At 35.8% G+C, this 25,862-nt stretch carries 25 protein-coding genes; 6 read left to right on the forward strand and 19 right to left on the reverse strand.

Features of this window, described 5'->3' with window-relative positions; all coding sequences use genetic code 11:
* Positions 1-112 precede the first annotated feature (112 nt).
* The 6 genes from CLOS_RS10935 to CLOS_RS10965 all read right to left on the reverse strand — a co-directional run bounded on the left by CLOS_RS10935 (position 113) and on the right by CLOS_RS10965 (position 8,405).
* The gene (locus CLOS_RS10935) at positions 113-2,062 is read right to left on the reverse strand and encodes a type I glutamate--ammonia ligase (RefSeq protein ID WP_012159943.1); all 1,950 of its coding nucleotides are present in this window, start codon (positions 2,060-2,062) and stop codon (positions 113-115) included.
* 58 nt (positions 2,063-2,120) lie between these two features.
* Complete coding sequence (locus tag CLOS_RS15330; protein WP_012159944.1) at positions 2,121-3,773, reverse strand: HD domain-containing phosphohydrolase; 1,653 nt, start codon at positions 3,771-3,773, stop codon at positions 2,121-2,123.
* A 79-nt stretch (positions 3,774-3,852) separates the two neighbouring features.
* Entirely contained in the window at positions 3,853-5,064 is a 1,212-nt protein-coding gene (locus CLOS_RS10945; RefSeq protein WP_012159945.1) for a SpoIIE family protein phosphatase, read from the reverse strand.
* A gap of 233 nt (positions 5,065-5,297) precedes the next feature.
* Positions 5,298-5,648, reverse strand: a complete 351-nt coding sequence (locus CLOS_RS10950) for an FMN-binding protein (RefSeq protein WP_012159946.1) — start codon at positions 5,646-5,648, stop codon at positions 5,298-5,300.
* 206 nt (positions 5,649-5,854) lie between these two features.
* On the reverse strand, positions 5,855-6,700 hold the full coding sequence (locus tag CLOS_RS15665) for an FMN-binding protein (RefSeq protein ID WP_012159947.1): 846 nt from the start codon (positions 6,698-6,700) through the stop codon (positions 5,855-5,857).
* A 163-nt stretch (positions 6,701-6,863) separates the two neighbouring features.
* Positions 6,864-8,405: an FMN-binding protein gene (locus CLOS_RS10965; protein WP_012159948.1), complete on the reverse strand. Its 1,542-nt coding sequence runs from the start codon at positions 8,403-8,405 to the stop codon at positions 6,864-6,866.
* Positions 8,406-8,700: 295 nt separating this feature from the next.
* On the opposite strand from CLOS_RS10965, the gene CLOS_RS10970 reads away from it, so the two are divergent.
* Positions 8,701-9,750: an FAD:protein FMN transferase gene (locus CLOS_RS10970; protein WP_012159949.1), complete on the forward strand. Its 1,050-nt coding sequence runs from the start codon at positions 8,701-8,703 to the stop codon at positions 9,748-9,750.
* A 130-nt stretch (positions 9,751-9,880) separates the two neighbouring features.
* On the opposite strand, the gene CLOS_RS10975 is transcribed toward CLOS_RS10970, so the two are convergent.
* The 5 genes from CLOS_RS10975 to CLOS_RS10995 all read right to left on the reverse strand — a co-directional run bounded on the left by CLOS_RS10975 (position 9,881) and on the right by CLOS_RS10995 (position 17,268).
* Positions 9,881-10,606: an HAD family hydrolase gene (locus CLOS_RS10975; protein ID WP_012159950.1), complete on the reverse strand. Its 726-nt coding sequence runs from the start codon at positions 10,604-10,606 to the stop codon at positions 9,881-9,883.
* Between the two features lie 171 nt (positions 10,607-10,777).
* Positions 10,778-13,426: a cyanophycin synthetase gene (cphA, locus tag CLOS_RS10980; RefSeq protein ID WP_012159951.1), complete on the reverse strand. Its 2,649-nt coding sequence runs from the start codon at positions 13,424-13,426 to the stop codon at positions 10,778-10,780.
* 26 nt (positions 13,427-13,452) lie between these two features.
* Positions 13,453-14,289 carry a cyanophycinase gene (locus CLOS_RS10985; RefSeq protein ID WP_012159952.1) on the reverse strand — a complete coding sequence of 279 codons (837 nt, stop codon included), beginning with the start codon at positions 14,287-14,289 and terminating at the stop codon, positions 13,453-13,455.
* Positions 14,290-14,545: 256 nt separating this feature from the next.
* Positions 14,546-15,424 (reverse strand): polysaccharide deacetylase family protein, encoded by an 879-nt coding sequence (locus CLOS_RS10990; RefSeq protein ID WP_012159953.1) that lies wholly within the window; start codon positions 15,422-15,424, stop codon positions 14,546-14,548.
* Positions 15,425-15,642: 218 nt separating this feature from the next.
* Positions 15,643-17,268 carry a Na/Pi cotransporter family protein gene (locus CLOS_RS10995; protein ID WP_012159954.1) on the reverse strand — a complete coding sequence of 542 codons (1,626 nt, stop codon included), beginning with the start codon at positions 17,266-17,268 and terminating at the stop codon, positions 15,643-15,645.
* A 384-nt stretch (positions 17,269-17,652) separates the two neighbouring features.
* Here CLOS_RS10995 and acpP point away from each other — a divergent pair, with 384 nt between their 5' ends.
* Positions 17,653-17,883, forward strand: a complete 231-nt coding sequence (gene acpP, locus CLOS_RS11000) for an acyl carrier protein (protein ID WP_012159955.1) — start codon at positions 17,653-17,655, stop codon at positions 17,881-17,883.
* Between the two features lie 136 nt (positions 17,884-18,019).
* A complete protein-coding gene (locus CLOS_RS11005) occupies positions 18,020-18,367 on the forward strand; it encodes a hypothetical protein (RefSeq protein WP_012159956.1) in 348 nt (115 codons plus the stop codon).
* Between the two features lie 70 nt (positions 18,368-18,437).
* On the opposite strand, the gene CLOS_RS11010 is transcribed toward CLOS_RS11005, so the two are convergent.
* The 6 genes from CLOS_RS11010 to CLOS_RS11035 all read right to left on the reverse strand — a co-directional run bounded on the left by CLOS_RS11010 (position 18,438) and on the right by CLOS_RS11035 (position 22,067).
* Positions 18,438-18,782 carry an Asp23/Gls24 family envelope stress response protein gene (locus CLOS_RS11010; protein ID WP_012159957.1) on the reverse strand — a complete coding sequence of 115 codons (345 nt, stop codon included), beginning with the start codon at positions 18,780-18,782 and terminating at the stop codon, positions 18,438-18,440.
* 33 nt (positions 18,783-18,815) lie between these two features.
* On the reverse strand, positions 18,816-19,424 hold the full coding sequence (locus tag CLOS_RS11015; protein ID WP_012159958.1) for a molybdenum cofactor guanylyltransferase: 609 nt from the start codon (positions 19,422-19,424) through the stop codon (positions 18,816-18,818).
* A gap of 39 nt (positions 19,425-19,463) precedes the next feature.
* Complete coding sequence (locus CLOS_RS11020) at positions 19,464-20,336, reverse strand: CvfB family protein (RefSeq protein WP_012159959.1); 873 nt, start codon at positions 20,334-20,336, stop codon at positions 19,464-19,466.
* Positions 20,337-20,384: 48 nt separating this feature from the next.
* Complete coding sequence (locus tag CLOS_RS11025; protein WP_012159960.1) at positions 20,385-20,705, reverse strand: hypothetical protein; 321 nt, start codon at positions 20,703-20,705, stop codon at positions 20,385-20,387.
* Positions 20,706-20,730: 25 nt separating this feature from the next.
* On the reverse strand, positions 20,731-21,153 hold the full coding sequence (locus tag CLOS_RS11030) for a DUF1893 domain-containing protein (RefSeq protein WP_012159961.1): 423 nt from the start codon (positions 21,151-21,153) through the stop codon (positions 20,731-20,733).
* 167 nt (positions 21,154-21,320) lie between these two features.
* Positions 21,321-22,067: a metal-dependent hydrolase gene (locus CLOS_RS11035; RefSeq protein ID WP_012159962.1), complete on the reverse strand. Its 747-nt coding sequence runs from the start codon at positions 22,065-22,067 to the stop codon at positions 21,321-21,323.
* 137 nt (positions 22,068-22,204) lie between these two features.
* Here CLOS_RS11035 and CLOS_RS11040 point away from each other — a divergent pair, with 137 nt between their 5' ends.
* Complete coding sequence (locus CLOS_RS11040; protein ID WP_012159963.1) at positions 22,205-23,032, forward strand: DegV family protein; 828 nt, start codon at positions 22,205-22,207, stop codon at positions 23,030-23,032.
* Positions 23,033-23,066: 34 nt separating this feature from the next.
* Positions 23,067-23,432, forward strand: a complete 366-nt coding sequence (locus CLOS_RS11045; RefSeq protein WP_012159964.1) for a hypothetical protein — start codon at positions 23,067-23,069, stop codon at positions 23,430-23,432.
* A gap of 111 nt (positions 23,433-23,543) precedes the next feature.
* On the opposite strand, the gene trmB is transcribed toward CLOS_RS11045, so the two are convergent.
* Complete coding sequence (trmB, locus tag CLOS_RS11050; RefSeq protein WP_012159965.1) at positions 23,544-24,179, reverse strand: tRNA (guanosine(46)-N7)-methyltransferase TrmB; 636 nt, start codon at positions 24,177-24,179, stop codon at positions 23,544-23,546.
* Between the two features lie 59 nt (positions 24,180-24,238).
* On the reverse strand, positions 24,239-24,931 hold the full coding sequence (locus tag CLOS_RS15335; RefSeq protein WP_242649629.1) for a DUF881 domain-containing protein: 693 nt from the start codon (positions 24,929-24,931) through the stop codon (positions 24,239-24,241).
* 278 nt (positions 24,932-25,209) lie between these two features.
* Here CLOS_RS15335 and CLOS_RS11060 point away from each other — a divergent pair, with 278 nt between their 5' ends.
* Positions 25,210-25,815 carry a CBS domain-containing protein gene (locus CLOS_RS11060; protein ID WP_012159967.1) on the forward strand — a complete coding sequence of 202 codons (606 nt, stop codon included), beginning with the start codon at positions 25,210-25,212 and terminating at the stop codon, positions 25,813-25,815.
* Positions 25,816-25,862 lie beyond the last annotated feature (47 nt).

A 25,862-nucleotide genomic window follows, 5' to 3' on the forward strand; every position in this document is an offset into this window, starting at 1 on the left:
CTGTTATACCCAATATTTATAATGTAAAACAGAGAATTTGTATTCCATTATAAATATTCTCCATAATACCATGTTTTTCCTCTTTCTTATTTTAGAAAATTATCGCTTTCAATCAATGTATAAAATGATCGCCTTCTTCAAAAAGATTTCTGCGATATTCAATATAGAGATGCTTCAAGACAGTTATTTTTTCGTTCATTTCTAACTGTAAGTCCGATACTGTGTCGTATTCTCTAGCATCTATCGCCTGCCGCATTCTAGTAAATAACGATTTTTTATTTAAAGTATCTTTCATTAGATAAATTCTCAAATCATTTACCTTTTCCCAATGAACCACATCAATGTCCGTACTGGTTTCCTCTTTATGAATTTTTACCAAGCTTCTGACCAAGGCAATATTATCGGGAATAATTCTTCCTGACAGCTCTGTGAGCCATTGAACCATGGTGCCCAATTTATAGGACGCTATAATAGGGCGGCTAAATACTTCGCCTGCGCATAGAATCTCTGTTTTACCCGGCTCTTGATCAAAATGCTGGATATTTTCCCATACAGTGGCTGGCGGGATGCCGAACATGCTATTTCGTTCCTCTTCTGTATAATATTCAAATACATCTTCCTCACTTCTATAGACACGATTCGTTTCAAGGTAAAACTTTTCCTCCCCTTGTTTTTTAGAAAATTCTTTTTCTAGGGCATTGGAAGTCAAACCAGATTTTACTGCGGCAAGAAGTCCATCCATCATGGTTTGATAAATAGCAGCGATGGCTAAATACGTATTAGTAGATGGGTTAGAAGAGCGAACCTCAAATCTCGTTGCATTTGGATTATTGATGTCCCGAATCAACCCAATTAGAACCGTACGGTTTCTAGACGGCATATCTGCCCTGTGACCAATTGCACTGACGGTACAGATTGGTGCTTCAAACCCTGGCTTTAAGCGATTAAAAGCGTCGTTTGTTGCCGTTATAAAAGGGTTCACCACCTCATAATTTCTAAGGATGCCATAGAGGGCTCCCCAACCTAAAATGCTCATATACTCCATCGTTCTATCTTTTGGGGTAAATATATTAATATATTTGCCGCTGCTAAGCTGGATAGCAACACCAACATGAATGTGCTTTCCACTGCCTGCAACACCTTCTATTGGTTTTGCTCGAAATGTTACTTCTAGACCATGTCTTTTAAAGGTCTCCTCAATGATTTCTCTAATAAACAGTTCATTGTCCGCCGCCTGAATAGAGGTTGAATACTTCCAAACAATTTCTAACTGCTCCATAACATGGTTTAGGTTGCCATTGACACCGATTTTCGCACTGACACCGCCCACTTCTTTATGGCCAATTTCCGGCTGCATTCCATACTTTTCAAGTAAAAGTATGCTCTCCTCTAAAGCAGTACGCACACTTCCTTTTGTACGTTTCCAATATTGCTCCTTTAACATCTGTGAAGTTGACAATTTTTCTTCATCTGCATATTCTTCCGGAGTTTTTACCCAAAACTCCAATTCTGTAGCCGATGTTAAGATAACCTCTTCAACAGTTTCCTCCTCTTGGATCCCTAAATCCTTTCTGATATGGGGGTATTCCTTCAATATGGATTGAAGCTGCAAAGAGAAGTTTTGGACGGCTCTATTTAAAATTGATCTAGAGTCGACTTTTTTTGCATTATGCACCAGAAATGCAGGGATTCTCAAAGTTCCCACTGGCAGTCCACAAGTGCTACAGATATGCTCATAATTATAATCTACAAACCAATTCACTGAAGCATCTGGAACCAAGTCCACTTTCGCATTATTTAAGGTTGCGATACCATGTAAGGCAACACTGGAACCATCGGTTTGAACACCAACCTTAAAGAATCTGTCCATTTCATTTATAAATAGATCAATGGGGATTTTCTCGTCAGTATCGTTGCCACCTAAATCTACACCGATTAAAGAAACGAATTGAATTGAAGGATGAGCCTTTAACAACTCTGTCAGTGTTTCCTTATGGTGTGTCCAAGGAGGTAAGCAGTATAGCATTCGTTGATTTAAAAGCTCCTTAAGTGATTCTTTCATATATTTTCCCTCCCAAATGTTTCTCTAATTTTAATATTGAATATATAGTTTTTGATATTTAAATATTATATATGGTTTCTATAAATTTTTCTACCAAGAACGGATCAAACTGGGTGCCTTTATTTCGTCTTAGTTCTATAACGGCCTCATCCATGGTAAAGGGCTCTTTATATGCCCTTCTTGTAGTCATTGCATCGTAAGCATCTGCTATGGTCACAATCTTAACCAGTAAAGGAATTTCATCTCCTTTTAGTTGATCGGGATAACCCCCACCATCAAATCTTTCATGATGATTTCGTATGATTGGAAGAGATTCCTTTAAAAATTCAAGATTTTCAATAAAAGATGCCCCTTTTCTAGAATGCTCCTTAATAATATTATATTCTTCTTCATTCAAGGTAGATGCTTTTAGCAGCACCTCATCTGGAATACCCAACTTACCAATATCATGAAGAATACTGCCATGTCTTAAAATTTCCATTTCTTCTTGAGTCAAATTTAATTTACTTCCTAGACTCAAGGAATATTCCATTACCCGTTCACTATGACCCTTCGTATAGGTATCTTTAAATTCCATAGCTTGTACCAATGCCTTAATCGTATCAAAATATAGTTGCAGCATTTTCTCATTGGTCTCGTTAATTTCTCTAAAACTGGCAATGAGTTCTTCATTTAATGCCTGTAATTCTTCGTCTCTAAAGGAAATTTTTTCTATGGTCTTATTAAATTGAATCGCAATATTAGCCACTTCATCTTCACGCTCCACAGGAACCTGCAACATATAATCTCCATCCTCTGCTTTTATCATAGCATCGATTAAAGCACTAACCGGCTTAAATATATTCTTAATGGCAAAGTATGTGAGAATACATGCCAGTATTAATATCATAATAAATATTTGAAGGTTTTTATGAAAAAGTGCTGTAATGGGCTTATATAAATCACTTTCGCCAATAATCGAAACTGCAAAAAAATCAAGGCCGTCCAGCTGTTTGAAGAACGCATATCGCTGTTGTTCTCCGTCATGGTATCTTAAAAAACCACTTTTGCTCGTAAACTGATCAATTCCTACATGCTCATAGAAATTAGTGTACCCAATGGCATCATATTCCGAATTCAAAATGACATCTCCTGATGAATCGATCAAAATACCGAATCCATAGCCATCAATCCTTAAAGAATCCACAATATCCCCTATAAATTGCATGGGAATTGTACCAATGACAGCGCCTAAGATTTCCTCATTGTAGGAAATTGGCACTGCGATCACGATCTGATAGATATTGTTCGATTTGGAATACAACGGCTCTGATACGACGGTTTTCCCCTCAAAGGCTTCGTTTAAATAGGTTCGATGGGATAGATCACCTAATTGATCCCTGCCCGTAATATGATAGGTTTTATCCTTGTACACTAATCCAATCTTATCAAAAACACTATCTTCCAAAGCATCATAAAAATAATGAGAAGATTCTTTCCAGCTTAATTTCCCTGTATTTAATTTCTGCCCGATCCGCCATAATTGTCTTTTCCCATTTTGTATATCATATTCAATATTCTGCGTATGTCTTTCAATTTTAGAAAGATAGATTTTATGCTGGTAATCTATGGTAAACTGTAATATTGTTTTTTCTGTCATAACCCATAAAGATATAAAATAAAGTACTAATAAAACAATACTGATTAAAGGTAGCTTGTGTTTTAATTTCATTAAAATAACTCCTCACATAAATTTAGATGTCTTTTATTTAACAGTTATGGAAGGTTCCTTATTTGCTGCTCTAATCAATTCACACAGATCTATTCCAGCTCATTTCTAACACCGTTAAATCGTCACTTAGCTGTGATTGCTCCCGAACTAATTTGCTCAAGCCCATTGTTAATTGCCCATTAAATAGTCCTTCCTTCTTTACATAATTTACAATGCCATCGTGTCCCATTGCATTTCCAGAGCTGTCTTTTATCTCTGCAAGTCCATCGGTATAAATGATCAGATGGTCACCGGTACTTAAGGTGATTGTCTTCTCTTCATAGTCCTCACAGAATTCGAAGCCAACAGGAGTGCCGTATGCGTCCAGCTCCAGCATTTCTCCACTTTCTTTCAGAAGAAGAGGGATTGGATGCCCTCCACGTACATAGCTCATTACACCTGTTTTTATATTTAAAACCATATAGAATATTGTAAAATAATGTTCATATTTCCCAAAAGGGAATCTTTTATTTAAATATCGTACGACTTCTATAGGGGATACAATTTCATAGTAGGGTGGTGTACTTATTTTTTTCTTCAGAGGGGAATCTCTATCGATATCTAAGATTAGACTTTCAGATAGCGTAACTGCAAGCATAGCGGCTGCGAGCCCATGTCCCATTACATCGATCATATACAGCCCTAAATGATCTTTATCCAGCATAAAAACATCAAAAATATCGCCCCCGACCTTTCCTGAGGGTTGGTATATCCAGTTGAAAGAACAATTCGGTATACTGCCGAGAGACTTTGGAATAAGCGCTTCCTGAATTCTCGAGGCTAAATTTAAATTCCGATCCAATTCATTCTTTTGTTTTCGAATCATTTCTAGATTCTCAGCCAATGCCATCCTACACAAATATAGCTCTCTTTGTGATTCTACAAATTTCATCTGATTTTGAACCTTCAGATTCAGTTCTTCCTTCTCAAATGGTACATCTATATAGTCTTCAATTCCTAATGCCAAATATTTTTTTCTCGCTTCTATGCTTTGTTGATCCAAGATTGCAATGAGTGGAATTTTATTTGTCCGATCCTCTTTTTTTAACCTCTTACAGACTTCTATTTCAAACTCAGTATTTTGAGTACAATTGATCAAAATAACATGGGGTTTTTCTTTTCTGATGTCATCCATATATGTTGTCTTATCTAAGTTTTGAACAACTTCGTATCCACAATTTCTAAGAAATTCTTTTATATTTATAGCCAGCACTTCTTTAAAATTCAGTATAAAAACTTTGTAATTGTTCATATTTTCGCCCCCTTATCCTGAGATTAACTTAACCCAGTTCTTATATATCTCACTAAAAATCGTAGTTGTTTTTTCTTTTATAGCACATTAATACTTAGTTCTACACCTTTTGATAAATTCCTACTAAGTTTTAAAACTTTAGAAATTAATTTTAAAATTGTTACTTTAGACCTGTATCGAATTTAGGGCAATAAAAAAACATGATTCTTGGTTCAGAATCATGTTTTTTTGTATTATTTTGCTTCTAATGCTTTTTTAACAGCTTCTTTTACACCGTTGCTTGAACCTGTTGCACCAGATACGCCTTCTACTTCTACAGAATTTTCTTTAACAATTTTTTGTGCTACTTCTTCTGCAGCTTTGTCGCCAAGACCTTCTGTTTCAGCTTGCTCTAATACTTTTACATCTGTAATTTTTCCACCTTTTACTTCAACACTTACTTTAATATCTCCCTTATATCCTGCACCTACACCCTCATATGTACCATCTGTGTATCCAGCACTCTCTTTTCCTGGTGAGCCACAACCAATTACTGTAGCCATTGTTAATGCCGCAATTAAACCTAAAGCTATTTTCTTTTTCATTGAAATTCCTCCTAAATATAATAATTTTTTAACCTTTAAAGTAAATTCGTATTTATTAACTATTAATTAACAAATACTACTGTATATTCTATCCCTTTATATCAATAAAATCAATATTAGTATATCCATTATATGAACATATATTAAAAAAATACACCAAATACCATAGATTATGGTGTATTTTCTCTGTGTTTTTCTAACTTACTCTACTTTGCTTGACTTAATGCATTTTTAATCGCAGTAATTGCACCTGTACTAGAAACTGTTGCTCCAGATATGGTATCTAAATCACCGGTGTTCTTAGCTTTAGCATTCTCTGCGATTTTTTTCACCGCTACGTCACCAATGCCTTCCGTTTCATCCATTTTATTTATTGTAACATCTGAAATTTTTCCGCCAGAAATTGTAACCTTCATTTCGATATTACCGTAGAAGCCTTCAGCTTTACCTACGTATGAACCATCTTTAAAGCCATCTGCTGCTTTAGGCTCTTCTTTTTTAGGTTCTTCCTTCTTAGGCTCCTCTTTTTTAGGCTCTTCTTTCTTAGGTTCTTCTTTCTTAGGTTCTTCTTTCTTAGGCTCTTCCTTCTTAGGCTCTTCTTTCTTCTCTTCCTCTTTTACTTCTTCTTCCTTCTTCTCTTCTTCTTTTACTTCCTCTTCCTTCGGTGCCTCTGCTGGCTTTTCAGCAACCTTTGCTTCTTTTAAACCTAACGCAACTTCTACAGCTTCCATTGTTCCATTGCTGGAAACAGTAGCACCGGATTTAACTTCTACTTCTGTAGATTGTTTTTCTATAATCTTTGCAATAACTTCCTTAGCACCTTCGTCTCCGATTCCAGGTGTATCCTCAATTTCTAAAAGATCAATTGTTTTGATGTTACCATTTTCAACTTTAACACTTACTTTAATGTTGCCTTTGAAGCCTTCTCCAACACCTTCATATACACCGTCTGTAAATTTTCCAGTTGCTGCTTCCTTTGCTGGCTTAGAGCATCCAGCAAAAACTCCCATGGTTAAAGCAAACACTAAAGCTAAGGCGAATTTCTTTTTCATTTTTAAACCCCTCCTAAATATATCTTTTTTTTAACAATCTATAACATTGAATAATGATAAAGCTAAGCTTTTCTTCTCAACCTTATCATTATTCGTTGTTCTATGTATATGGTTCTTTTGTCCTGAATACTACATCATATTCATCACTATAAAAGAACTTGTTCTATTTTTCAATTCTTTCTAACGCTTTTTGTCCCAAGTTTACAATACCTTTTCTCCAGTTAGATGCACCTGTAATGGTATCAATTCCTTCTACAGATTTGTTTTCCATAAAGAAATCTAGCATTTCTTGACGAATATCTAGTTGGCTTCTTCCTTGAAGCACATCTGTCATTTTGTTTGCCCAGTTTGTAAGATAAGCTGGATTATGAGGCTTCGCTAAATCTGCTCCTGTTTGATATTCAACGTAATCTACATCTACGATTTTGCCATTTTCTTCAACTGCTAAAAGTTGTACGTAGTATGCACTAGCAGCTGTAGGTGCACCGTGGAACACATAGATTGTAGAATCTCCGGTTACTGCTATATCAGCTTTTGCAGCTTGGTTTAAAGCACCAACAGCAAATAGTTTTAAGTCCTGTCCCCAACTAGTTGCCCCTGTAGAAATGTCCACCATATTTGGATCTTGTACTTTCACTAATTGTGCTTCTCTTTCTTGGATGATCGCTACTGGATCTACATCTGGATATTTATTTTTCCAGTTGGTAACGTATCCACCACCGTCTAGTCTCTTGCTTTCACCAGCATCGTTGATTGCAGTATATTCAGCAGAAACGATTTTTCCACCTTCAACTACCATATCTAATTGTGGTGTCCATCCTCTAGAATCTGTGATTCCCACTACAACGTATTTACCATCTCTATAGTCAATTCCAACTGCTTGGCTTGTGTGTGCAGCTTTTGCTTTTGCTATTGCTTTCTTAGTTAATGTTTTAAAGGTTGCAGAAGTACTGGTTGCACCAGTTGCTACATCCACATTGAATGCATTTTGCTTCTCAAGTAAATCTGCTTGTAAAGCGTCGATTTTCTCTGCTAAAACCACCTCTGGATATTTTGCTTGCCAGCTTGCATTGTAAGCTTCATCAGTTTTCTTATCTTTTCCTTCTGCATTATATTCGTTGTAAACTACAGATTCGATTTTTCCATCCTTTACTGTTAAGTTTACTTGTGGTGCCCATCCTCTACTTGCTACAGCAACTGCTACGTATTCTCCATCTTTCATCGGTGCAGCCTCGTCAAACATATATAAGCTATTGCTTAGTGTATCTTCATAGTAATATCTTCCTAAAGCAGTTGCTAGGTCTGCTGCTGCTACAAAGGATTTACTTTCTTCATTAATCTCCACTGCTGTATCTAATCTTTTACCATCTAAGCCGAAAAGATTCATTCCTTCACCTTTTTCAGCACTTGCTACTGTAGCATTTTCATCTCCTACGATATATGCAGTATGTGTCGCTGCATCGTATTTAATATGTAAACCAAACTTTTCTACGATCTCTCTTACTGGAACAAATACTTTTCCATTTTTAACATAGCTCTTTGTTCCTAGTGTTATTTTAGCATCATTGCTATGTTCGTTGTTAAATACAACCGCACTTTTAACTCCTGGTCCTTCTAGTACTGGATCAGCAGCGTTTACAGTTGCTGGTGCTACGAATGGTAATGCTAATAAACCTGCTAAAGCTAATGCTACCGCTTTTTTCATTTTAAGTGCCCCCTTTAATGATTAGCTTATTAAGAATACTTCTTTTTTGAGAAATATTTCTTAATAATATAGACGTTAAATTAATAACTTTTACTTTACTCCTATTTTACATTTTTTATTTTGGGAATGCAACCATATTTTATAATTTTCTTAACATTTCATTAAAGCCCATAAAATGAGCCTTTACGTCATATATTTTCTCCCTTATTGCACTTATCTTTACTTTTTTTACTTCAATTGATATAATAATGCAGTCCATATTTGTACGAACAATATGAAAAAGAGGTGTACTAAAATGAATAAAAAAATAAAATTACTTCCGCTGCTCTTGATCGCATCTATTTTTTTGAGTGCTTGTACTTCAACTAAACCCAATGCAGAGTTGACTCTAGTGAAGCAGGAGCAGTTAGTTTTAGGAACTTTTGGTCAAATTAGTGCTTACAGTAGCTCAGAAACGGAAGGAAATGCTGCGATTTCCAAAGCATATGAGCGTATCACTGAGATTGAAAATTTAATGAGTACTTCCATCGAAGGTAGTGATGTCTACCATATCAATGAAAACGCAGGGATTCAGCCCGTTCAGATTAATCCATCTACATTAGAAGTGCTACAAAAGGGGTTGGAATACTTTCCCGTATCAAAGGAAACCTTTAATATTGGCCTGGGCTCCTTAATCGAACTTTGGGGCATCGGTAAAGCTTGGCAAAAGGTTCCGACCTCGGAGGAAATATTAACTGCGATGAACCACATCGATCTTTCTCAATTACAAGTTTCAGAAAAAGATCACACTGCATTTATTAAAGATTCCGATATGCTCTTGGATTTAGGTGGCATTGCAAAGGGATATGCTGTAGACGAGGCAATCAATATTTTAAGAGAAAATGGCATTCAAAGCGGTCTAGTGAACCTAGGCGGTGATATCTACGCTCTGGGAGCAAAAACCGATGGTACGCCTTGGAGAGTAGGGGTAAACAACCCCCATGTAGGACAAGATAATTCCATTATTCGTATTTCTATTTCGGACAAATCCGTCGTTACTTCTGGGGATTATGAAAGGTTTTTTGTAGAAAATGATATTCGGTACCACCATATTATCAATCCAAAGACTGGCTCTCCTGCGGATAGTGGTCTCGTAAGTGTTACGATTATCTCTGATAAAGCCATGGACGGAGACGTACTTTCTACTTCGGTTTTCATTCTAGGATTGGAGGAAGGTCTAAATCTAATCGAAAACCTTCCAGGTGTAGAAACCATATTGATCTCAAAGGACAACGTTGTATACGCTTCTTCTGGCATCAAGGGAAACATTGAAATATTAGACAATAACTTTAAAATGGGCAATTAAAAGGGAGACTGTAGTCTCCCTTTTCCTGTAATAAATAGGAGTGTTCTAATAGAAGCGTGTAAAAAAGAAGAACTTTGTCGTAAATAAGCTTTAAAAATGCTCTCATATCGTCCTCCTTTCAAATCTTTTTTTATAAGAACTCTACATCGGCAGTTAATTTATAAATGACATCTTTTCTTTCTACAATGATCGTTGCTTTTTTTCGAAGTTCTCTATCCTTTCTAATATTTTGCAACAACTCTTTCGCAGGGTTAATAGCAATTGGATTCCCTACCAGCTTCAGCATGGAGAAATCGCCGTTGGTATCGCCATAGGAATAGCTTTGCTCTAAATCGATATTATATTTCTCTACAAACTCCATAATAGCTAAAGATTTACTGTCGGAATCCCACATCTGCGCAATATCGCCAGTAAAATAATTTTTTTCGTCTATTTTGTACTCTGTACCCCGAAAATCTGTTACCCCATATTTTTCAGCCATTTTAGATACTAAATAGTCAGGACTTCCTGAAATAAAAATAACTACATGTCCTTGGGACTTATGCCATTGAATTCTATCTTTTGTAAAGCGATATACTTTATCTCCTTTTAAGTTAATCACTTGGTGGGATATAAAGTCCATATGCTCTCTGTTCAGACCCTTCATGGTCGTCAAATAGATCTGTGCAATTGCTTCTATATAATTATCATAGTTTTCGTGTCTCATATCCCAATCGTAAAAGGCCATTTTTGCAGTATTATGCCAAATCGCTGGATCTATTAATTCATATTGTACCAGTTTCTTAAAATGCTCTACCATTAGAGAATCTCTATATAAGGTACCATCAATATCGAAAAATACACCTATTTTTTTCATTCTACCCCTTCTCTCTATGAATTAAGTATATTATTTATTCATACACTTCCAATGAATAAATTAAACTAATTTTTTAGATAATTATAAACATAATATTCTTTTTGTCAATAATCTGTTCCTTTTCAAGGCTAATATTAAAAATATGAAGGGACGAATTCGTCCCTTCATATTTTATATTTCATTTGCTGCTACATGTGGTTGTTCCTTTACCGCCTGATCTGCCTCGTTTTTAAATTTATGGATAATATCCAGTAGCGGTTCGTATTCTTCATAGAACACAATGATGATATCTCCTTCTTTGGCGTTTTTCATGGCTTTCTCTAAGGCCACTCTTTCGTCCAATTCTGTAGTAATTTGTTGCTCTGATAGCTTCCCTAAGATGCAACCCTTTTTTATAAGCTCCGCAACCTGCCCCACATTTCTTCCTCTTAAGTCCCGATCCTCTTTGATATACACCTGATCAAAATATTTCCCAGACAGTTCTCCAATCTTTAGGATACTGATATCGGTTCGATCTCCCGGTACACCAATGACCCCGATCAATCGATTCGCCTTCATTTTATTTAATCCATTCAATACACGGTTGTAACCGCCAATATTGTGACCGTAATCCAATATCACTTTGAAATTTGCAACCTCAAATACGTTGAATCTACCCATATTATGAACGGCATCTGTATGGAAATCTCTTAATCCCTCATAAATCCTATGGATATCTACGCCCAAGGCAAATGTGGCAGCTACAGCACAGAGACTATTTTCAATATTATGTTCCAATATCCCCCCAAGTGTAGCAGGTATTTTTTCAATTTCTATTACATCAATTTCCTTGTTGCCATCGAATATACAAATTTTCTTTTCTTTTAAATAAATCGCTTTTTTTCCTTGTTTTTTATGTTCTATAATCAGCTCATTGGTGTCACACTGGGAGAAATATACGATATTTCCTCTGGCTCTTTCTGCCATTCTTCTAGCAAAAGTATCCTCTGCGTTGATGATTGCGTAGCCCTCCGGTTTAATAGCCTCCAACACCAATGATTTTACATCTGCCATATCTTCTAAGGTATTAATGCCATCGATTCCCATATGATCATCATCGATGTTGGTCACCAGTCCTACATCTGCTAAATCATAGCCTAGGCCTTTATTGACGATACCACCTCTGGCAGTTTCTAAAACAGCGATGTCAATATGCTTATCCATCAAAACGATTTCTGCACTACGCGGACCTGTTGTATCTCCTTTTACGATTAATTCGTTGTCAATGTATACACCACCTGTGCTCGTCATGCCTACAACCATATTGTTCATCTTCAATATTTTAGCAATCATTCGAGTCGTTGTCGTTTTTCCGTTGGTTCCAGTTACAGATACAATTGGCACCGAGTGAGGTGCATTTTCTGGAAATAGCATATTCACAATTTCTTTTGCCACATTTCGTGGAACACCTTTTGATGGATAATGGTGCATGCGAATACCTGGACAAGCATTGACCTCAATGATCGCTCCGCCATTCTCTGAAATTGATTTCGTAATATCTTTCGTTGTTACATCAATACCTGCAATATCCAGCCCTATAATCCGAGCTGCTCTTAGCGCCAATTTTATATTTTCAGGATGCACCTCATCGGTCACATCAATAGCGATACCACCCGTACTTAGATTATCATTTTCTCTTAGATAGACAATTTCTCCAGCTTTAGGTATGGTATTTAAATTCATCTTTACCTTATCTAAGGTTAAATTCATCACATCGTCGATCTGGATTCTTGTCAAAGGCTTCTGATGCCCATTTCCTCTTAAAGGATTTAAGTTCTCAATATCGATCAACTCTTGAATATTGTGTACACCGTCCCCAATAACATGTGCTGCGATTCGCTCTGAGGCTGCCACTACCTTCCCACCCACTACAGTGATTCGGTAATGCTTTCCCTCTATGAATTTTTCGATTAATACCTTATCACTGAATTGCTTTGCAATATGGAAGGCTCTTATGATTTCTTCTTTTGTGTATAAGTTTAAAGAAACCCCCTTGCCTTGATTTCCATTATAAGGCTTCACAACAATGGGCGGCTTTAATCGTTCTACAATTTCAAAAACTTCCTCCAATGTATTGCTGATTCTTCCCTCCGGTACTGGTACACCATGATTTCTTAAGATTCTATTGGTCAACTCTTTATCGCAGGCAATATCTACTGCCATACAACTGGTAGCATCCGTCATTGTGGCTTGTATCCTTCGCTGATATTTTCCATATCCTAGCTGAAGGATGCTCTCTTCTCCAATTCGTATGGTCGGTATTTTTCTTTTTTCAGCTTCTTCAAGAATGGCGCTGGTACTAGGCCCTAGTTCTTTTTCCTCCGACTTCTTCTCAATCTCTAATAAACGAGATCCCATATCTATGGATTTGTTGTTCAAAAAACTGTCGATGATATCAAATGCTAATGTTGCAGACTCATAGCCTACAGTTGGATTGATATAGGAAAATACTAGACAATATACAGTGTCATTCTTCAAATATCTAGTCTTTCCAAAACTTAAATCATATCCTAGGATATTTTGAATTTCTATTGCCATATGTTCCATTACATGAGCTAAATATGTACCGCTTTCCAGCCTCTCATAAAAACCATTCAAATATCCTTTTGAACATTTATGATTTTTTAACCCCGGTAAAATAGAAAGTAATCTTTCATTAAATCCCTCTATATCACAGGTTGGTATATCCACATAGCGGCCTAAGTCTACATCAACTCTTACAATAGGCCAATGACTATATATATTTCTTCCTGGATATACCTTAATACTTAATAGTTTCATCTTCTGTCCTCCTAAAACAGTTTCAGTTATTGATGTTCATTTTTATCCTCTTTGTCGCTCTCTGTAATTGCTTGTCGATTTAAAAAATTATATCCGTATCCTGTAGGAAGGATGTCTATTTTAACGTTCGTAATTGCCAATGGATCGTTTGGATATTGCTCTGAAATATTGGTATAATCTATTTCTCTCCCATCTACAACCGTAATGACACCGGAGCCAATTACCTTTAATTCCTTTTGATCATTAACGATAATGGCAGTGTCTTCATCTATTCCAAGACCAATGACATTAGGGTTTTGAGCAACTGCACCTAGTAGCCTTCCAATTCTACCTCTTTGGTTAAAATGCTGATCAATAATGACTCCTTCTAAAAATCCCATTCCTGGTGCCATTTTTAAGGTGCATTTTCTAGGCGCATCTTCTTCCTCACCTTCTACTACCATGACTTCACTCATCATAGAGGCTCCAGCGCTGGTTCCAGCCACAATAACGCCATCTTCTATACACTCTTGAATATGCTTATGAAATTCTGTCCCACCTAATATACTGGAGATTCTCAGTTGATCTCCACCAACGAAAAATATACAGCTGACCTCATCTAATATTCTAGAGACCTGCTTTCTATTTGCTTCTTTTCTCGAGACGATATGAATTGTTTCCACTTTATCTGCTCCCAAGTCGTAGAAAATCCGTTTATATTCTTCACCTACCTCTAGCGGATAATTTGTAGCTGTTGTAACTACTGCGATATAGGCTTTTTTCCCACCAGAGAGTCGAATGACTTCCTTCAATATTTTTTTATCCGCACATTTATCTTCTCCACCACCAATGATTATTAATCTTGTATTCTCATTTTTTTTCATATCGGGCTCCTCACACTAAATTATTTTTATGACGAATAGGAAGTTCTACTTACCATATGTTTCCGAAAAAGAACTTTGCCGTAAATGAGTTTCAAAAAAAAGCTTCCTTATAGAGTTTTTACAGGAGCTTTTTTTATTTTCTCCTATAATTCTTCAAATATTCACCTTTATAAAGCATAAATAAAATTTGTTCATTGATGTTTATAGACAAAAAAATAAACCCTTTATAAAAAGGGTTTATGCTCTATACGATTTTTTATAAATTCAGTATTTCAGAAACCGTTACAAATTCGTAACCTTGTTCCAATATCCAATCGATAATTGTTGGTAATGAACTTACAGTGTTCTTTATAGACGCTGGATTTCCCGCATTGTGCATCAAGATGATGCCACCGGGCTTTAACTGGTTTTTAATGTAATTCATCATTTGCTCCTCTGAAGTGCCCGCCCAATCTCTGGTATCTACAGACCAATTGACAACGTGATATCCTAAAGAACTCATCTGCTCTATTCCTTGCTGCTTTAATGCACCATAGGGTGGTCTCAGTAATGGAGCATGCTCACCAATAGCTTCTCTAATGACCTTTTCTGTCATCAATACTTCTTTTTCAACATTGGATTTCGATAATTTGGGTAAATATTTGTGACTCCAGCTATGATTTCCAATTTCATGTCCTTGATCATGGATTAGTTTTAAAACTTCAGGGTGTTTTTCTGCATTCTGACCCACTACGAAAAATGTCACCTTAATTCCATACCCCTCTAAGATCTCTAAAATTTGAGAAGTGTATGTAGATTCGGGCCCATCGTCAAAGGTAAGAGCAACCAGCTTTTTGCTTCCATCACCGGAATAATGAATTTTATTTTCAATTTCCCTAGGCGGTGTCTTTTCCTTTTCTTCCAAGTTCTCTTTTTTGTCTACTTCCAGTCCTTCTGTTGGTTCTGTTTCGGTCACTTTTTCTACAGAATCCTTCTCTTTTTTTATCGTTTCCTCATCATTCGGGGATATCTCTACAGAATTCTCTTCTCCTGATTTTGGATCCTTTGGGAGATTTACTGCACCCACTGCGGTACATCCTACAACCAGTATACCTAGAATGATTACTATAACAATATTAAATATCCAACGCTTCATATTAGTCCAACCTCCCTGTCTTACATCATATCGAATTCCTAATAAAAATTATAGTATAATTTGTTTTAAAATGAATTACGAAACAGTTAATAAAATTTTTTTGTTTCCCACCGTAAAATTTTTGTCGTATTTAATCGTTAACTGTGTTAAAGATTTTAAATACATAAAACAAAACCCGTAGGCTTCATTTATCAAGTCTACGGGCTTTTAAATAAAATCTATTTTATTACCTTCATCTTATCTAGTACAGCCATGGCAATATTAGAGGCATGATCCCCAATACGCTCTAGGTTACTGATAATATCCAGGAATAGGATCCCTGAACTGGGAATACATAATTGTGAATTTAATCTTCCAATATGGTTTGCTCTTAGTGCCTTTTCCATGAAATCTATTTTTTCTTCGGTTTCAACTACACTGATGGCTAAATTCATGTCCAAGGTCTGTAGCGCTGTTAATGAATCGGCATATGCTTTCATTACGAGGTCTGACATATCTTTTAACTCTTTAATTGCTGTTTCAGAAAATGATAGGTTATTGTCTATAAGGGATTGTCCCAATTCTGCTAAGTTTTCTGAATGATCCCCTACTCTTTCAATATCATTGATTGTATTGAAAAGTCCATCTACAGTTTCTCTATTCTCTGCAGAGATATCTCGGTTGGATAATTTGACCAAATAGGTCGCTAGTTCTCTTTCCATATCATTTACTATTTTTTCTAAACGAAAAGTTTCATCGATTTTCTTTTGCTGTCTATCTAGAATGCCTTCTAGAGCATTGGACATCGTGTCTTTCGCCACATTTCCCATATGTAGCGTTTCCTTAATTGCACTAGCTAGTGCAATGGAAGGGGTCTCTAAAATACGATCGTCTATATATTTAATTCCTTCATTATCTTCATCTTCTCCTGGAATAATTCTCGTAGCTAATTTCACTAATAACACGGAGAAGGGCAACATCAGCGCTGTATTTACAATGTTGAATATGGTATGTGCATTTGCAATCTGTCTTGAAACTGCATAGGCATCCACGCCAGGATTTAAAGTCGTTACTGCCCAGAATAAAGGTTTTTGAAGCAGTAATATAAAAATAATTGTTCCGAAAAAGTTGAATATAACGTGTACAGCGGCTGCTCTTTTTGCAGTGCGATTTGCACCAATACTGGAAAGTACCGCAGTTATAGTGGTTCCAATATTAATACCAAATAAAATAGGAATTCCTGATGTAATTGGTATCAGTCCTTGGGAAGATAGGGCTAATAAAATACCAGTTGTTGCACTACTACTTTGAACAACAATCGTAACTGCAAATCCAGCCAATATTCCTAAGAACGGATTTTCACCAAAGCTAATTAATAGGTTTTTAAATCCTTCGTATTGTCCCAGGGGCTTTAAAGCGCCTCCCATAATACTCATCCCTAGAAATAAAATACCAAATCCGATTCCAGCTTCTGCAAATTGCTTAATCTTACGATCGTTGGCAAATAGCCAAACAGCTACAGCTATCCCAATAATAAGCGGGGCATAGTGTTCAATTTTAAAAGTGATAATTTGTGCAGTAATGGTTGTACCAACATTGGAGCCCATGATAACACCAACAGCTTGTACAAGGTTCATCATACCAGCATTTACAAAACCAACAACCATAACTGTGGTAGCACTACTACTCTGTACAATCATTGTGATAATCGCACCAACTGCAACACCCATGTATTTATTACTAGTAAGCATACTAATAATAGATTTTAGTTTGTCACCAGCAGCTTTTTGAAGTCCTGCACTCATGATTGTCATTCCATATAGAAATAATCCGAGTCCTCCCGCAATACCAAAAACTAAATCCATTAAAAATCCTCCTATCAAAACCTCTTATTGATGTGCATAACACTACACTTTAACATAGTAAAGTATATCCGTATTACTTTTGTTAAAACTAGGTTAGAGAAATGTTAAATCTATGTTAAGTTTTTTCGTTTTAGTTCTAAAGTAAAATCCTACTATTTTCACAAATAATATTTGCAAATATTATATTTTATGTTATTCTAAAAATGGACTTTTTGACTATAATACTAATAAAGACTCTATATTAAATTTAGGTTGGTTCAACGGGAACTCAGCTTCTGATGAACTGTATATTAATTTGTATCGGGTCTTTTAACAACGTATTGAAAAATATATTCCATATTTTGTATACGTTAAAAATAATTAAAATATTAGGAGGAATACACAATGGTACTACAAAAAATCAAAGAAATTGTTGCTGAACAGCTAGGGCTGGATGATGTTGACGCAATCTCTGCTACAACTTCATTAACAGGGGACTTAGATGCTGATTCATTAGATGCAGTTGAAATTATCATGGCGATTGAAGATGAATTCGGTGTAGAAATCCCAGATGAAGAAGTTGAAAATTTTAAAAACATCGGTGACATCGTTGAATATGTACAATCCAACAAATAATAATTCTATATTGGACAATGTCCCATCCTATAAGTAGTATTGCTCAAAGCCATACTACTTTTTTGTAACCAATTAACACCTACCTACATATTCTATAATTAAAAGTTCTAATATAGAATATCGAGGAGGTTGTCTTGTGGAAATATTTGAAAATATTATACCTTGCTGCAATCATGAAGAACCAATAATGCCTTATCCATGTATGCCGAATATGCCTTGCCATGATCCGCTGCCAATGCCGTGTCCACCAATGCCTAGTATGCCTTGCTACGACCACATGCCGATGCCGTATCCACCGATGCATCCGAATCCAATGCCAGCCCATCCATGCCCAATGCCACCGATGACGGACCACTGTGATGATGGAATGATGCAGCATATGGAAAGAATGTACTGTATGCATATGTATATGGCTGCTATGAATGAAGCTGAAGCTTACCGAAATAAGATGATGCTTTGTTCTTGCAGACAACAGGGTAAATAATAATACAGAGCGACAATCCTTCAATAAATCAAAGGATGGCCGCTCTTTTTTTATAAGGATTCAATCTTTTTTACAATTCAATTCCTTGTACAAAAATATTTACTGTATTTACTTCAATATCCGTCATGGCTTCAATGGATTTTTTCACTCGTTCCTGTACCTCTTGAATTACTTCAGGGATCACCGTGCCATACCGTACTACAACGGATAAATTAATAATGACTTTACTCTCTTCATTTTTAATCTTTACACCTTTTTTCGTGGTTGTATTTTTATCGAAAAATTCCATAATTCCTACAGGGAGTCCACTATTTAACGAAATAACGCCTTCCACTTCTTCTACTGCTTTTTTAGCAATGAGCATAATCACATCATTGGAAATTCTTATCTTTCCGTCTTCTGAAATCACTTCCATCTTTACACCTCCATAGACCTTCTACTGATTATTTTAAATTGATTCAAAAATATGCTTTGTTTTTAAATAGACATCGTAGGTGTTTATATTTTTAAAACAAGCAAGAGAAGAATCAAATATCCGAATCTCGTCATAAGTCACTTTTTTTGATGGTACATTTTCAAAAATAGCAGAAATCCTATAATTTTTTGTCTGTATCAGCTTGTCCATAGCCCCTAAACAATCGTTGCTATAAATCGCGTATAAGGGTTCATAGAATCCATTGATATAAGGCACTATAATCGCTTCATCTTTTAAGGAGTCCATCATATATTGTATGAATTCTATATGGACAAAGGGCATATCGCAGCCTATAGCAAAAGTATAGGCTGTTTCACTCTGTTTTAATCCTGAATACAGGCCGATTAAAGAATTTTTTTCCCCTACGTCCACACAATCCTTTACAAATTTTACGTTTTTAAGCATATTATATTCCTCTGGATGATTGGTGATTACAAGGATGTGTTCGAACAGAACCTTTAAGGAGTCGATGATTGTTTCAATCATCGTTTTATTTCCTAATTTAAGTAAAGCTTTATTCTGCCCCATTCTTGTACTACCGCCTCCAGCAAGTACGATTGCAGTTACCTCGCTATCAACCATCCGTTCACAGCTCCTCTAAGAGTTTCCTCTCTTGACGATTTAACTGTCTTCTTCCAACTCTTTAATTTTTATATCGACCAACAGTGAAATTCCTTCTTCCGTCTGTTTCACTTTCTTCTCTTTTAGCAATCTGCCTAAGGCCCTTTTAAAAGCATTTTTACTGATGGATAAATATTTCTTGATCTCATCTGGATCACTTTTATCATTGAGTGGTAAAAATCCTCTTCGAATAGCTAAAATTTGGAGAATACGATCTGCGTCATCGGTCATTTGCTTGTGAGCAACCTGACGTGTGGATAGATCCACCCTGCCATCTTCACGAATCTTAATGACTCTAAAGCTGGATTTATCCCCAATTCTTAAATGGTCAAATAGCTCCGTGTTATGGACGAAACCGTAATATTTGTTTTCAATGGCAATGAACGCTCCTAGTTTCGGATTATATCCATAAACCATCCCCTCCACCATCTCTCCTGGCTTATAGGATGGATTGGTTTGTAAATCGTCGTCGATTTTCATAGTTGCACACAATCGTTGGCTTTTATCCAAATATATTTTTATCAGATAGTATTTGCCCTTCTCTGGCTTACAGGTTTGTTCTCTCAGGGGCATCAGCAAGTCCTTTTCTAAACCCCAATCTAAAAACGCACCGATGGATGTTACATCTACCACCTTCAGACATACCAGCTCTCCTACTTGTCCATATGGTTTCTTTAAAGTAGCCGCCATACGGTCATCGGAGTCTTTATAGATAAAAACATCGATGGATTCTCCTACAGACTTATCTTGTGGCAAATCTTTTATCGAAAGCTCGATTCCCTTCCCTTTTCCATCTGCCTCTTTTAAGGTAGCTCTTCTCCCATCCATATCAACGATGATTAAATTATTAAACTTTCCTACATCTAGACTCAAATACTTCACCTCATCTTCTTTAGTTTGTGATTTGTAACTTTATTGTACCTAATTTTGTGTTTCTTTGCATTTCCCGCATTTCCCAGCACAAGATTTTCCATCTGCTTCTGGTTTGATAATTTCATCAAAGTTTGCCGATAGGTTAATATCCTGCACCAAAAAAATTCGGTCCTTGATCCTATTATAAAAAACAGCTTCACAATCTCTGTTGTTACATACAAAATATGCTTCTTTCGTTACTTCGGAAAGCAATTCTTCTTTCACAACAATCTCTACAGCTAAATAATGAATATTATTCCCTAGTTTATTGCAAAGTGGGCAGTTTTCCGCACTTCTTCCTATGTTTTTTTTTCCTGAACAACATTCCATTGCTTCACTTCCTCACTAATTGCTCTTAAAGCCGATCTTTAAAAAAATCTTTAAAAAGAGCAAAGGCTTCCGCTGGCTCTTCAATATCCTCCACCATTTTTTCCATCATGCACTTATCTGTTCCATCTTCATTCATTATGTACGGAACAATATGATTATAATTCACGACTATATTATTTTTTTCTAGTATGTTTTTAGCACAATCACTGATAACATGAGCATATAAATACTCCACCTGTCCAAATACAACCAGTAGCGCAGCTGCCTTTCCAATAATTTTATCTGCTAGCACCCTATCTTTTAAAGAATTCTGATCTTCCATCAGCATTTTGATGATGGGACGAATCCCTCTATCCTTTGAAGTCATAAGGACTTCGCCGTCTTTTACTAAAACACAGGAAAATTGACCTTCCATCAGTTTGTTAGCAGCCAATATTTTATCTGACACCTTAACTCCCCCTCAAAAATTCGTAGTTTGGGACAATAATATTATTTGATTAGCTATCCCTAGTATAACAATATTTCAGCAAAAAAGCTTGTATTTATTTTTATTATCTACATAAACATGTTTTTCAAACACAATTGGGTCTCTATATTTAATAGCCATAGAAAACCCTATATAATCCTTAATATGTTTACCACAGCCAATATAGAAGCGATCCATATGACTTTTTCTATTTTCCCTCCTGTTTTAATGGTATATGGAAATTTAATGCGTTTATTGCTCAATGGAATCCACAGGCCGATGCCAGATTTCGTCGCCATATCTCCTAAGAGATGACTGGCCATGCTACTTGCAAAGACAATACTATAATCTGTGCTTCCATAAAACAAACTTATTTCTCTAACGGCATAGGTAGCCCCTATCAAAAACAGAAGGGAATGGGAAAGTCCTCTGTGTTTGCTCAATAAAAGTAGAAGCAAAGCGATCCCTATCCATCCTATGGCATAATGTTTGTAATAATAGGAAATTAATAAGATAAGGATTCCACTGATGGACTGTACAAAATTTCTAATTGCAAAATATCCTTTTCTTGCAAATTTATCTGCAAATATAAAGCCTAGAAAGATTAAAGTGAGTATGCCATAAATGAAAATCGTATTTTTTAAGAAGATAATGGATATCATCAATGCTAGAATTAAAATCCCAATCCATACCTTCTTAATCTGTTTCGCTTTTACAATACCAAATTTACCGCCAAAGGAGGATGTGCCCATATCCAAATCTGGCAGTAAGGCTCCGATTACAGAAACAAGGAGCGCTATTGTATTAAATTCGCTCATACTTAAGAAAGTCCCGAACAGCCATATTACGACCAAAGATGTCATGATTCCTAAACCTACGTGGGTCCTTCCAAGCATTCTATCATCCCTTTCCATCCGATTTACTACTATTATACTCCGAACATACGTTTCAATGCAAGGTTTTATAACTTCTTTACAACTACAGTCCATTGCTGATATGATATATTTATCTTAAATTTAAAAGGAGTGATGAAATGTCTAAAATTAAAATCGTTACAGATAGTACCGCATACTTAACAAAAGAATTCATACAACAATATAATATAGATGTAGTGCCGCTTTCTGTTACCTTTGAAGGAGCGGTTTCAGATGAGGGTTTCCCTGGTGAATTTGATAGCTTCTTCGATCGACTATCAAAGTCGAAGGATTTCCCTACAACCTCACAGCCATCTATAGGAAAATTTGTGGATGTATTTAAACAAGCCTTGAATGATGGGTATGAAGTTATTGCTATTGTGATTTCCTCTAAGCTGAGCGGTACATTCAATAGTGCCAGTGTAGCTGCTGGAATGATTAACACCAACAATATTTCAGTGATCGACTCCCTTACCTCTGTTTCTAATTTAAAAGCATTGATTGAAAAAGCTTTATTCTTATCTGAAAAAGGGCTTTCAAGAGCTGAAATTGTTCAACAAATCGAAGAACAAAAAAAACGTGGCGGTATCCGTCTAACAGTAGCCACATTGGATTACCTAAAAAAAGGCGGAAGACTTTCATCCACCGAGGCTTTTCTAGGTTCCTTGCTCAATATTAAACCGATTATCGGATTAATCGATGGGAAGCTGGAACCTGTAGATAAAGTACGAGGAAAGAAAAAAGCCATTGAAAAAATGATTGAAGAAATTCCGTCCAATGCAAAGTCGATTTACATATCCCATGTCGGCGCTTATAATGAGGCTGTTGAATATGAAACCATCATAAAACAAAGGTATCCAGATGCCATTACAGGCATCTATGAGTTGGGTCCTGTTATCGGATGTCATCTCGGTGCAGAGGCTATTGGCATCTGCTATATGTATTAACATTTTATATCTTCTACTAGTCAGGAGTGTTTCAATGAAAGTTTTTCTAAGTAACTTAAAAAAAATACTTACTTACGCGTTAAGTAGTATGGCTGTTGTTTCTGTACTAGCACTTATATTCTCTCTGATAAAAAAGGGGGATGTGATCAAGACTCTCTTAAATGCAAACTTCATTGTTGCATCCATTATTATAGTCGTAGGGATCCTAGGCTTTATGTTTCCTATTTCCTTTAAAAGCCTAAAGAAAAATCCTTTGAGGGATCATTCAAACATCGTTGAAATTTTAAGAGAAGAAAAAGAAGTCAAACTTCAAGATTCCGTTTTTAATATTTCTTGGGGAATACTGCATATTATTTTAGCCGGAATATTAGAAATCATCATTCGAAGTGTTCTTTCATAAAGAGCTGTTCTACAAAGTCACCGCGAGCACACAATTATAGAAGCTGTTTTCCATAAATAAAAGATATTTAGAAAGGTTCGTTGAAGCCTGTCTCTAAATATCTTTTTTGTTTTACTCAATTCTTGCAATACACTTATAAATGGGCTTCCCCTCCGCAATGAATTTTTCTTCGTATTCAGTTTTGGCTATTTCTTTGTCAGTGCTCCCATGTAAATCTTCTATCACTTCAACCAAAGTAAAATTCTTTTGAGTGAATTGTTCTAAAGAAAATTCAAACAACGCTTTACTATCGGTCTTTAAATGGATTTCACCATGGTCCTTTAAAAGCTTTTGATAGATATCCAAAAATCCATGATGGGTTAATCTTCTTTTGTCATGCCTTGCTTTCGGCCAAGGATCGCTAAAGTTCAAATAAATCCTTTCAATCTCTCCTTCTCCTAAAATCTCTTCCAACTTTACAGCATTCCAATTGATCAATGAAATATTGCAGATTTCTTCTGCTTCTATACTTCTCACAGATTTTAGAACCAATTCCTCTACCTTCTCAAGACCAATATAGTTGATATTGGGATTCAATTTGGCTAAGGTTCTGATAAACTGTCCCTTTCCCATGCCAATTTCTATATGAATCGGATTCTGATTTTCAAAATAAGTATGCCATTGCTCCTTGAATAATTGAGGTGCTGCCACATATTCTTTATATTCTTTTAACAATTCCTTTGCATTTGAAATATTCCTTACTCTCATACCTTCACCTCATACAATTTAAAAACAATAAGGGATCGCCTTATTGTCTTCTATATTTCTTATTCTACCGCTTTTAAAAACTGCATTGGCTTCTCTTTCGTCGAAGCAGGGATTTTTATATTATTAGAAAATTTTATACTAGATTTAATCCCATTGGATTCCATCAGCTCAAATATAATTGTCCCGTGGTCTACGTATCTTTTAAATCGATCTACGTTTCCAATAGCCTGTATTACATAGGGTGGCGCAATGGGTTTACCGTGAACATTAATATGATTCCCAGCCAAAGCAATTTCACTTCTGCTCACTAGACGATTCCCATTGATAGAAATTACCTCTGCACCAAAAACCTTCAGCTCATTCACAAGATTAACTAGATACTTTCTACCTTCTATAATCTCAGCGATATTCTTATTTTCCTCTAAATTGCTATCGAGAACGATATTGATCCCCGGTCCAGAAACATTGGTATACCCTGCGATCATCTTATACTCATCCACATTTCCCTTGAGTTTTTGTAGGGGAACGCTCTCCACAACTCTTTCCTTTTCCATGGTATCGATTTGTTTTTTTAGGTCCTCAATTCGAACCTTCATATTTTCCGTGGTTTTTTTTAGATCGGTTAATTCTTGCGTTTCTATTTCATTTGTATATGGAGAAGTAAATTCCTTAACAATTTCAAAATGAAACTGCATCCCTATGGCGATTCCAAATACAATAAATATCATAAAAATGATGACCCTATTTCCCATCTTCAATTGATCACTTCCCACCCTGCAATAAATTGTAAACACCTAATTAAAATCATACCTTTTTTATCAATTTCAGTCAATACGACACTTCATTCTGTCCATTAGAAATTAGTATACCTGATATTATCTGTACCCACAATTTATCACTTTATTCTAAATATTTTGTTTTTACATAATGTTATAGGGTATAATTAAACAATAACTTGTTTGTGGGAGTAGACATATTTTGCAAACAAATTTGTATACTTAACTAACTATACTTTATAAGGGGGAGCTTTATGATATCAATCAACTTTATTGTACCAAAAGAAAGTCTTACATTGATTGAACCTGATTTGGATTTAAAATCTACTTTAAAAATTATTGAAGAAGGAAATTTTTTATCCTTGCCAGTTGTGAAGGAAAATAAACTTATTGGCGTTATTTCCAAGGTGAAGCTATTGAAAGCAATGATGGAGAAACAAAATGATACCATCACTGTAAATGACCTTCTAAAAACTGATATTCCAAGTCTTACACCCTACGATGACGTTGAAGATGCGGCTTTGCTGCTTGCCGAAACCAACACCCCATTCGTAGCCATTAACAGTCTGGAGGGAAATTTTTTAGGCATCATCACTCATAAAGCAATCTTTAAGCATTATACCCATCTTTACGGTATTAATAAAGGTCATAAACTTGTAGTGACTACCTATGATCTTAAAGGCAGATTAGCGACTTTAACCGATATCATTTCTAAATCTGGAGCAAATATTATCAGTTTATTAATAGACGATCCCAATGTATCCACCAATGTGGTTAAAATTATTCTACGTCTTGAAACCGATGATATCGATAAGTTGAAAGCAGAAATTGAAAAGTCAGGCTTCTCTATTCGACAATAAAGTAAGCGCTTTGTCAAAACATCATATAAGGCTGGAAATTTTAAAGT

It is taken from the genome of Alkaliphilus oremlandii OhILAs, from assembly GCF_000018325.1.
Classification (GTDB): domain Bacteria; phylum Bacillota; class Clostridia; order Peptostreptococcales; family Natronincolaceae; genus Alkaliphilus_B; species Alkaliphilus_B oremlandii.

Coding starts and splice junctions, on each gene's coding strand:
- CLOS_RS15665 (WP_012159947.1), bottom strand. CDS start 6,700: ATGAAAAAGAAATTCGCCTTAGCTTTAGTGTTTGCTTTAACCATGGGA.
- CLOS_RS10990 (WP_012159953.1), bottom strand. CDS start 15,424: ATGAAGCGTTGGATATTTAATATTGTTATAGTAATCATTCTAGGTATA.
- cphA (WP_012159951.1), bottom strand. CDS start 13,426: ATGAAACTATTAAGTATTAAGGTATATCCAGGAAGAAATATATATAGT.
- CLOS_RS15330 (WP_012159944.1), bottom strand. CDS start 3,773: ATGAAATTAAAACACAAGCTACCTTTAATCAGTATTGTTTTATTAGTA.
- CLOS_RS11060 (WP_012159967.1), top strand. CDS start 25,210: ATGATATCAATCAACTTTATTGTACCAAAAGAAAGTCTTACATTGATT.
- CLOS_RS10945 (WP_012159945.1), bottom strand. CDS start 5,064: ATGAACAATTACAAAGTTTTTATACTGAATTTTAAAGAAGTGCTGGCT.
- trmB (WP_012159965.1), bottom strand. CDS start 24,179: ATGAGAGTAAGGAATATTTCAAATGCAAAGGAATTGTTAAAAGAATAT.
- CLOS_RS11025 (WP_012159960.1), bottom strand. CDS start 20,705: ATGGAATGTTGTTCAGGAAAAAAAAACATAGGAAGAAGTGCGGAAAAC.
- CLOS_RS11015 (WP_012159958.1), bottom strand. CDS start 19,424: ATGGTTGATAGCGAGGTAACTGCAATCGTACTTGCTGGAGGCGGTAGT.
- CLOS_RS11010 (WP_012159957.1), bottom strand. CDS start 18,782: ATGGAAGTGATTTCAGAAGACGGAAAGATAAGAATTTCCAATGATGTG.
- CLOS_RS10975 (WP_012159950.1), bottom strand. CDS start 10,606: ATGAAAAAAATAGGTGTATTTTTCGATATTGATGGTACCTTATATAGA.
- CLOS_RS11040 (WP_012159963.1), top strand. CDS start 22,205: ATGTCTAAAATTAAAATCGTTACAGATAGTACCGCATACTTAACAAAA.
- CLOS_RS11035 (WP_012159962.1), bottom strand. CDS start 22,067: ATGCTTGGAAGGACCCACGTAGGTTTAGGAATCATGACATCTTTGGTC.
- CLOS_RS10950 (WP_012159946.1), bottom strand. CDS start 5,648: ATGAAAAAGAAAATAGCTTTAGGTTTAATTGCGGCATTAACAATGGCT.
- CLOS_RS10935 (WP_012159943.1), bottom strand. CDS start 2,062: ATGAAAGAATCACTTAAGGAGCTTTTAAATCAACGAATGCTATACTGC.
- CLOS_RS10970 (WP_012159949.1), top strand. CDS start 8,701: ATGAATAAAAAAATAAAATTACTTCCGCTGCTCTTGATCGCATCTATT.
- acpP (WP_012159955.1), top strand. CDS start 17,653: ATGGTACTACAAAAAATCAAAGAAATTGTTGCTGAACAGCTAGGGCTG.
- CLOS_RS10965 (WP_012159948.1), bottom strand. CDS start 8,405: ATGAAAAAAGCGGTAGCATTAGCTTTAGCAGGTTTATTAGCATTACCA.
- CLOS_RS15335 (WP_242649629.1), bottom strand. CDS start 24,931: ATGGGAAATAGGGTCATCATTTTTATGATATTTATTGTATTTGGAATC.
- CLOS_RS10995 (WP_012159954.1), bottom strand. CDS start 17,268: ATGGATTTAGTTTTTGGTATTGCGGGAGGACTCGGATTATTTCTATAT.
- CLOS_RS10985 (WP_012159952.1), bottom strand. CDS start 14,289: ATGAAAAAAAATGAGAATACAAGATTAATAATCATTGGTGGTGGAGAA.
- CLOS_RS11045 (WP_012159964.1), top strand. CDS start 23,067: ATGAAAGTTTTTCTAAGTAACTTAAAAAAAATACTTACTTACGCGTTA.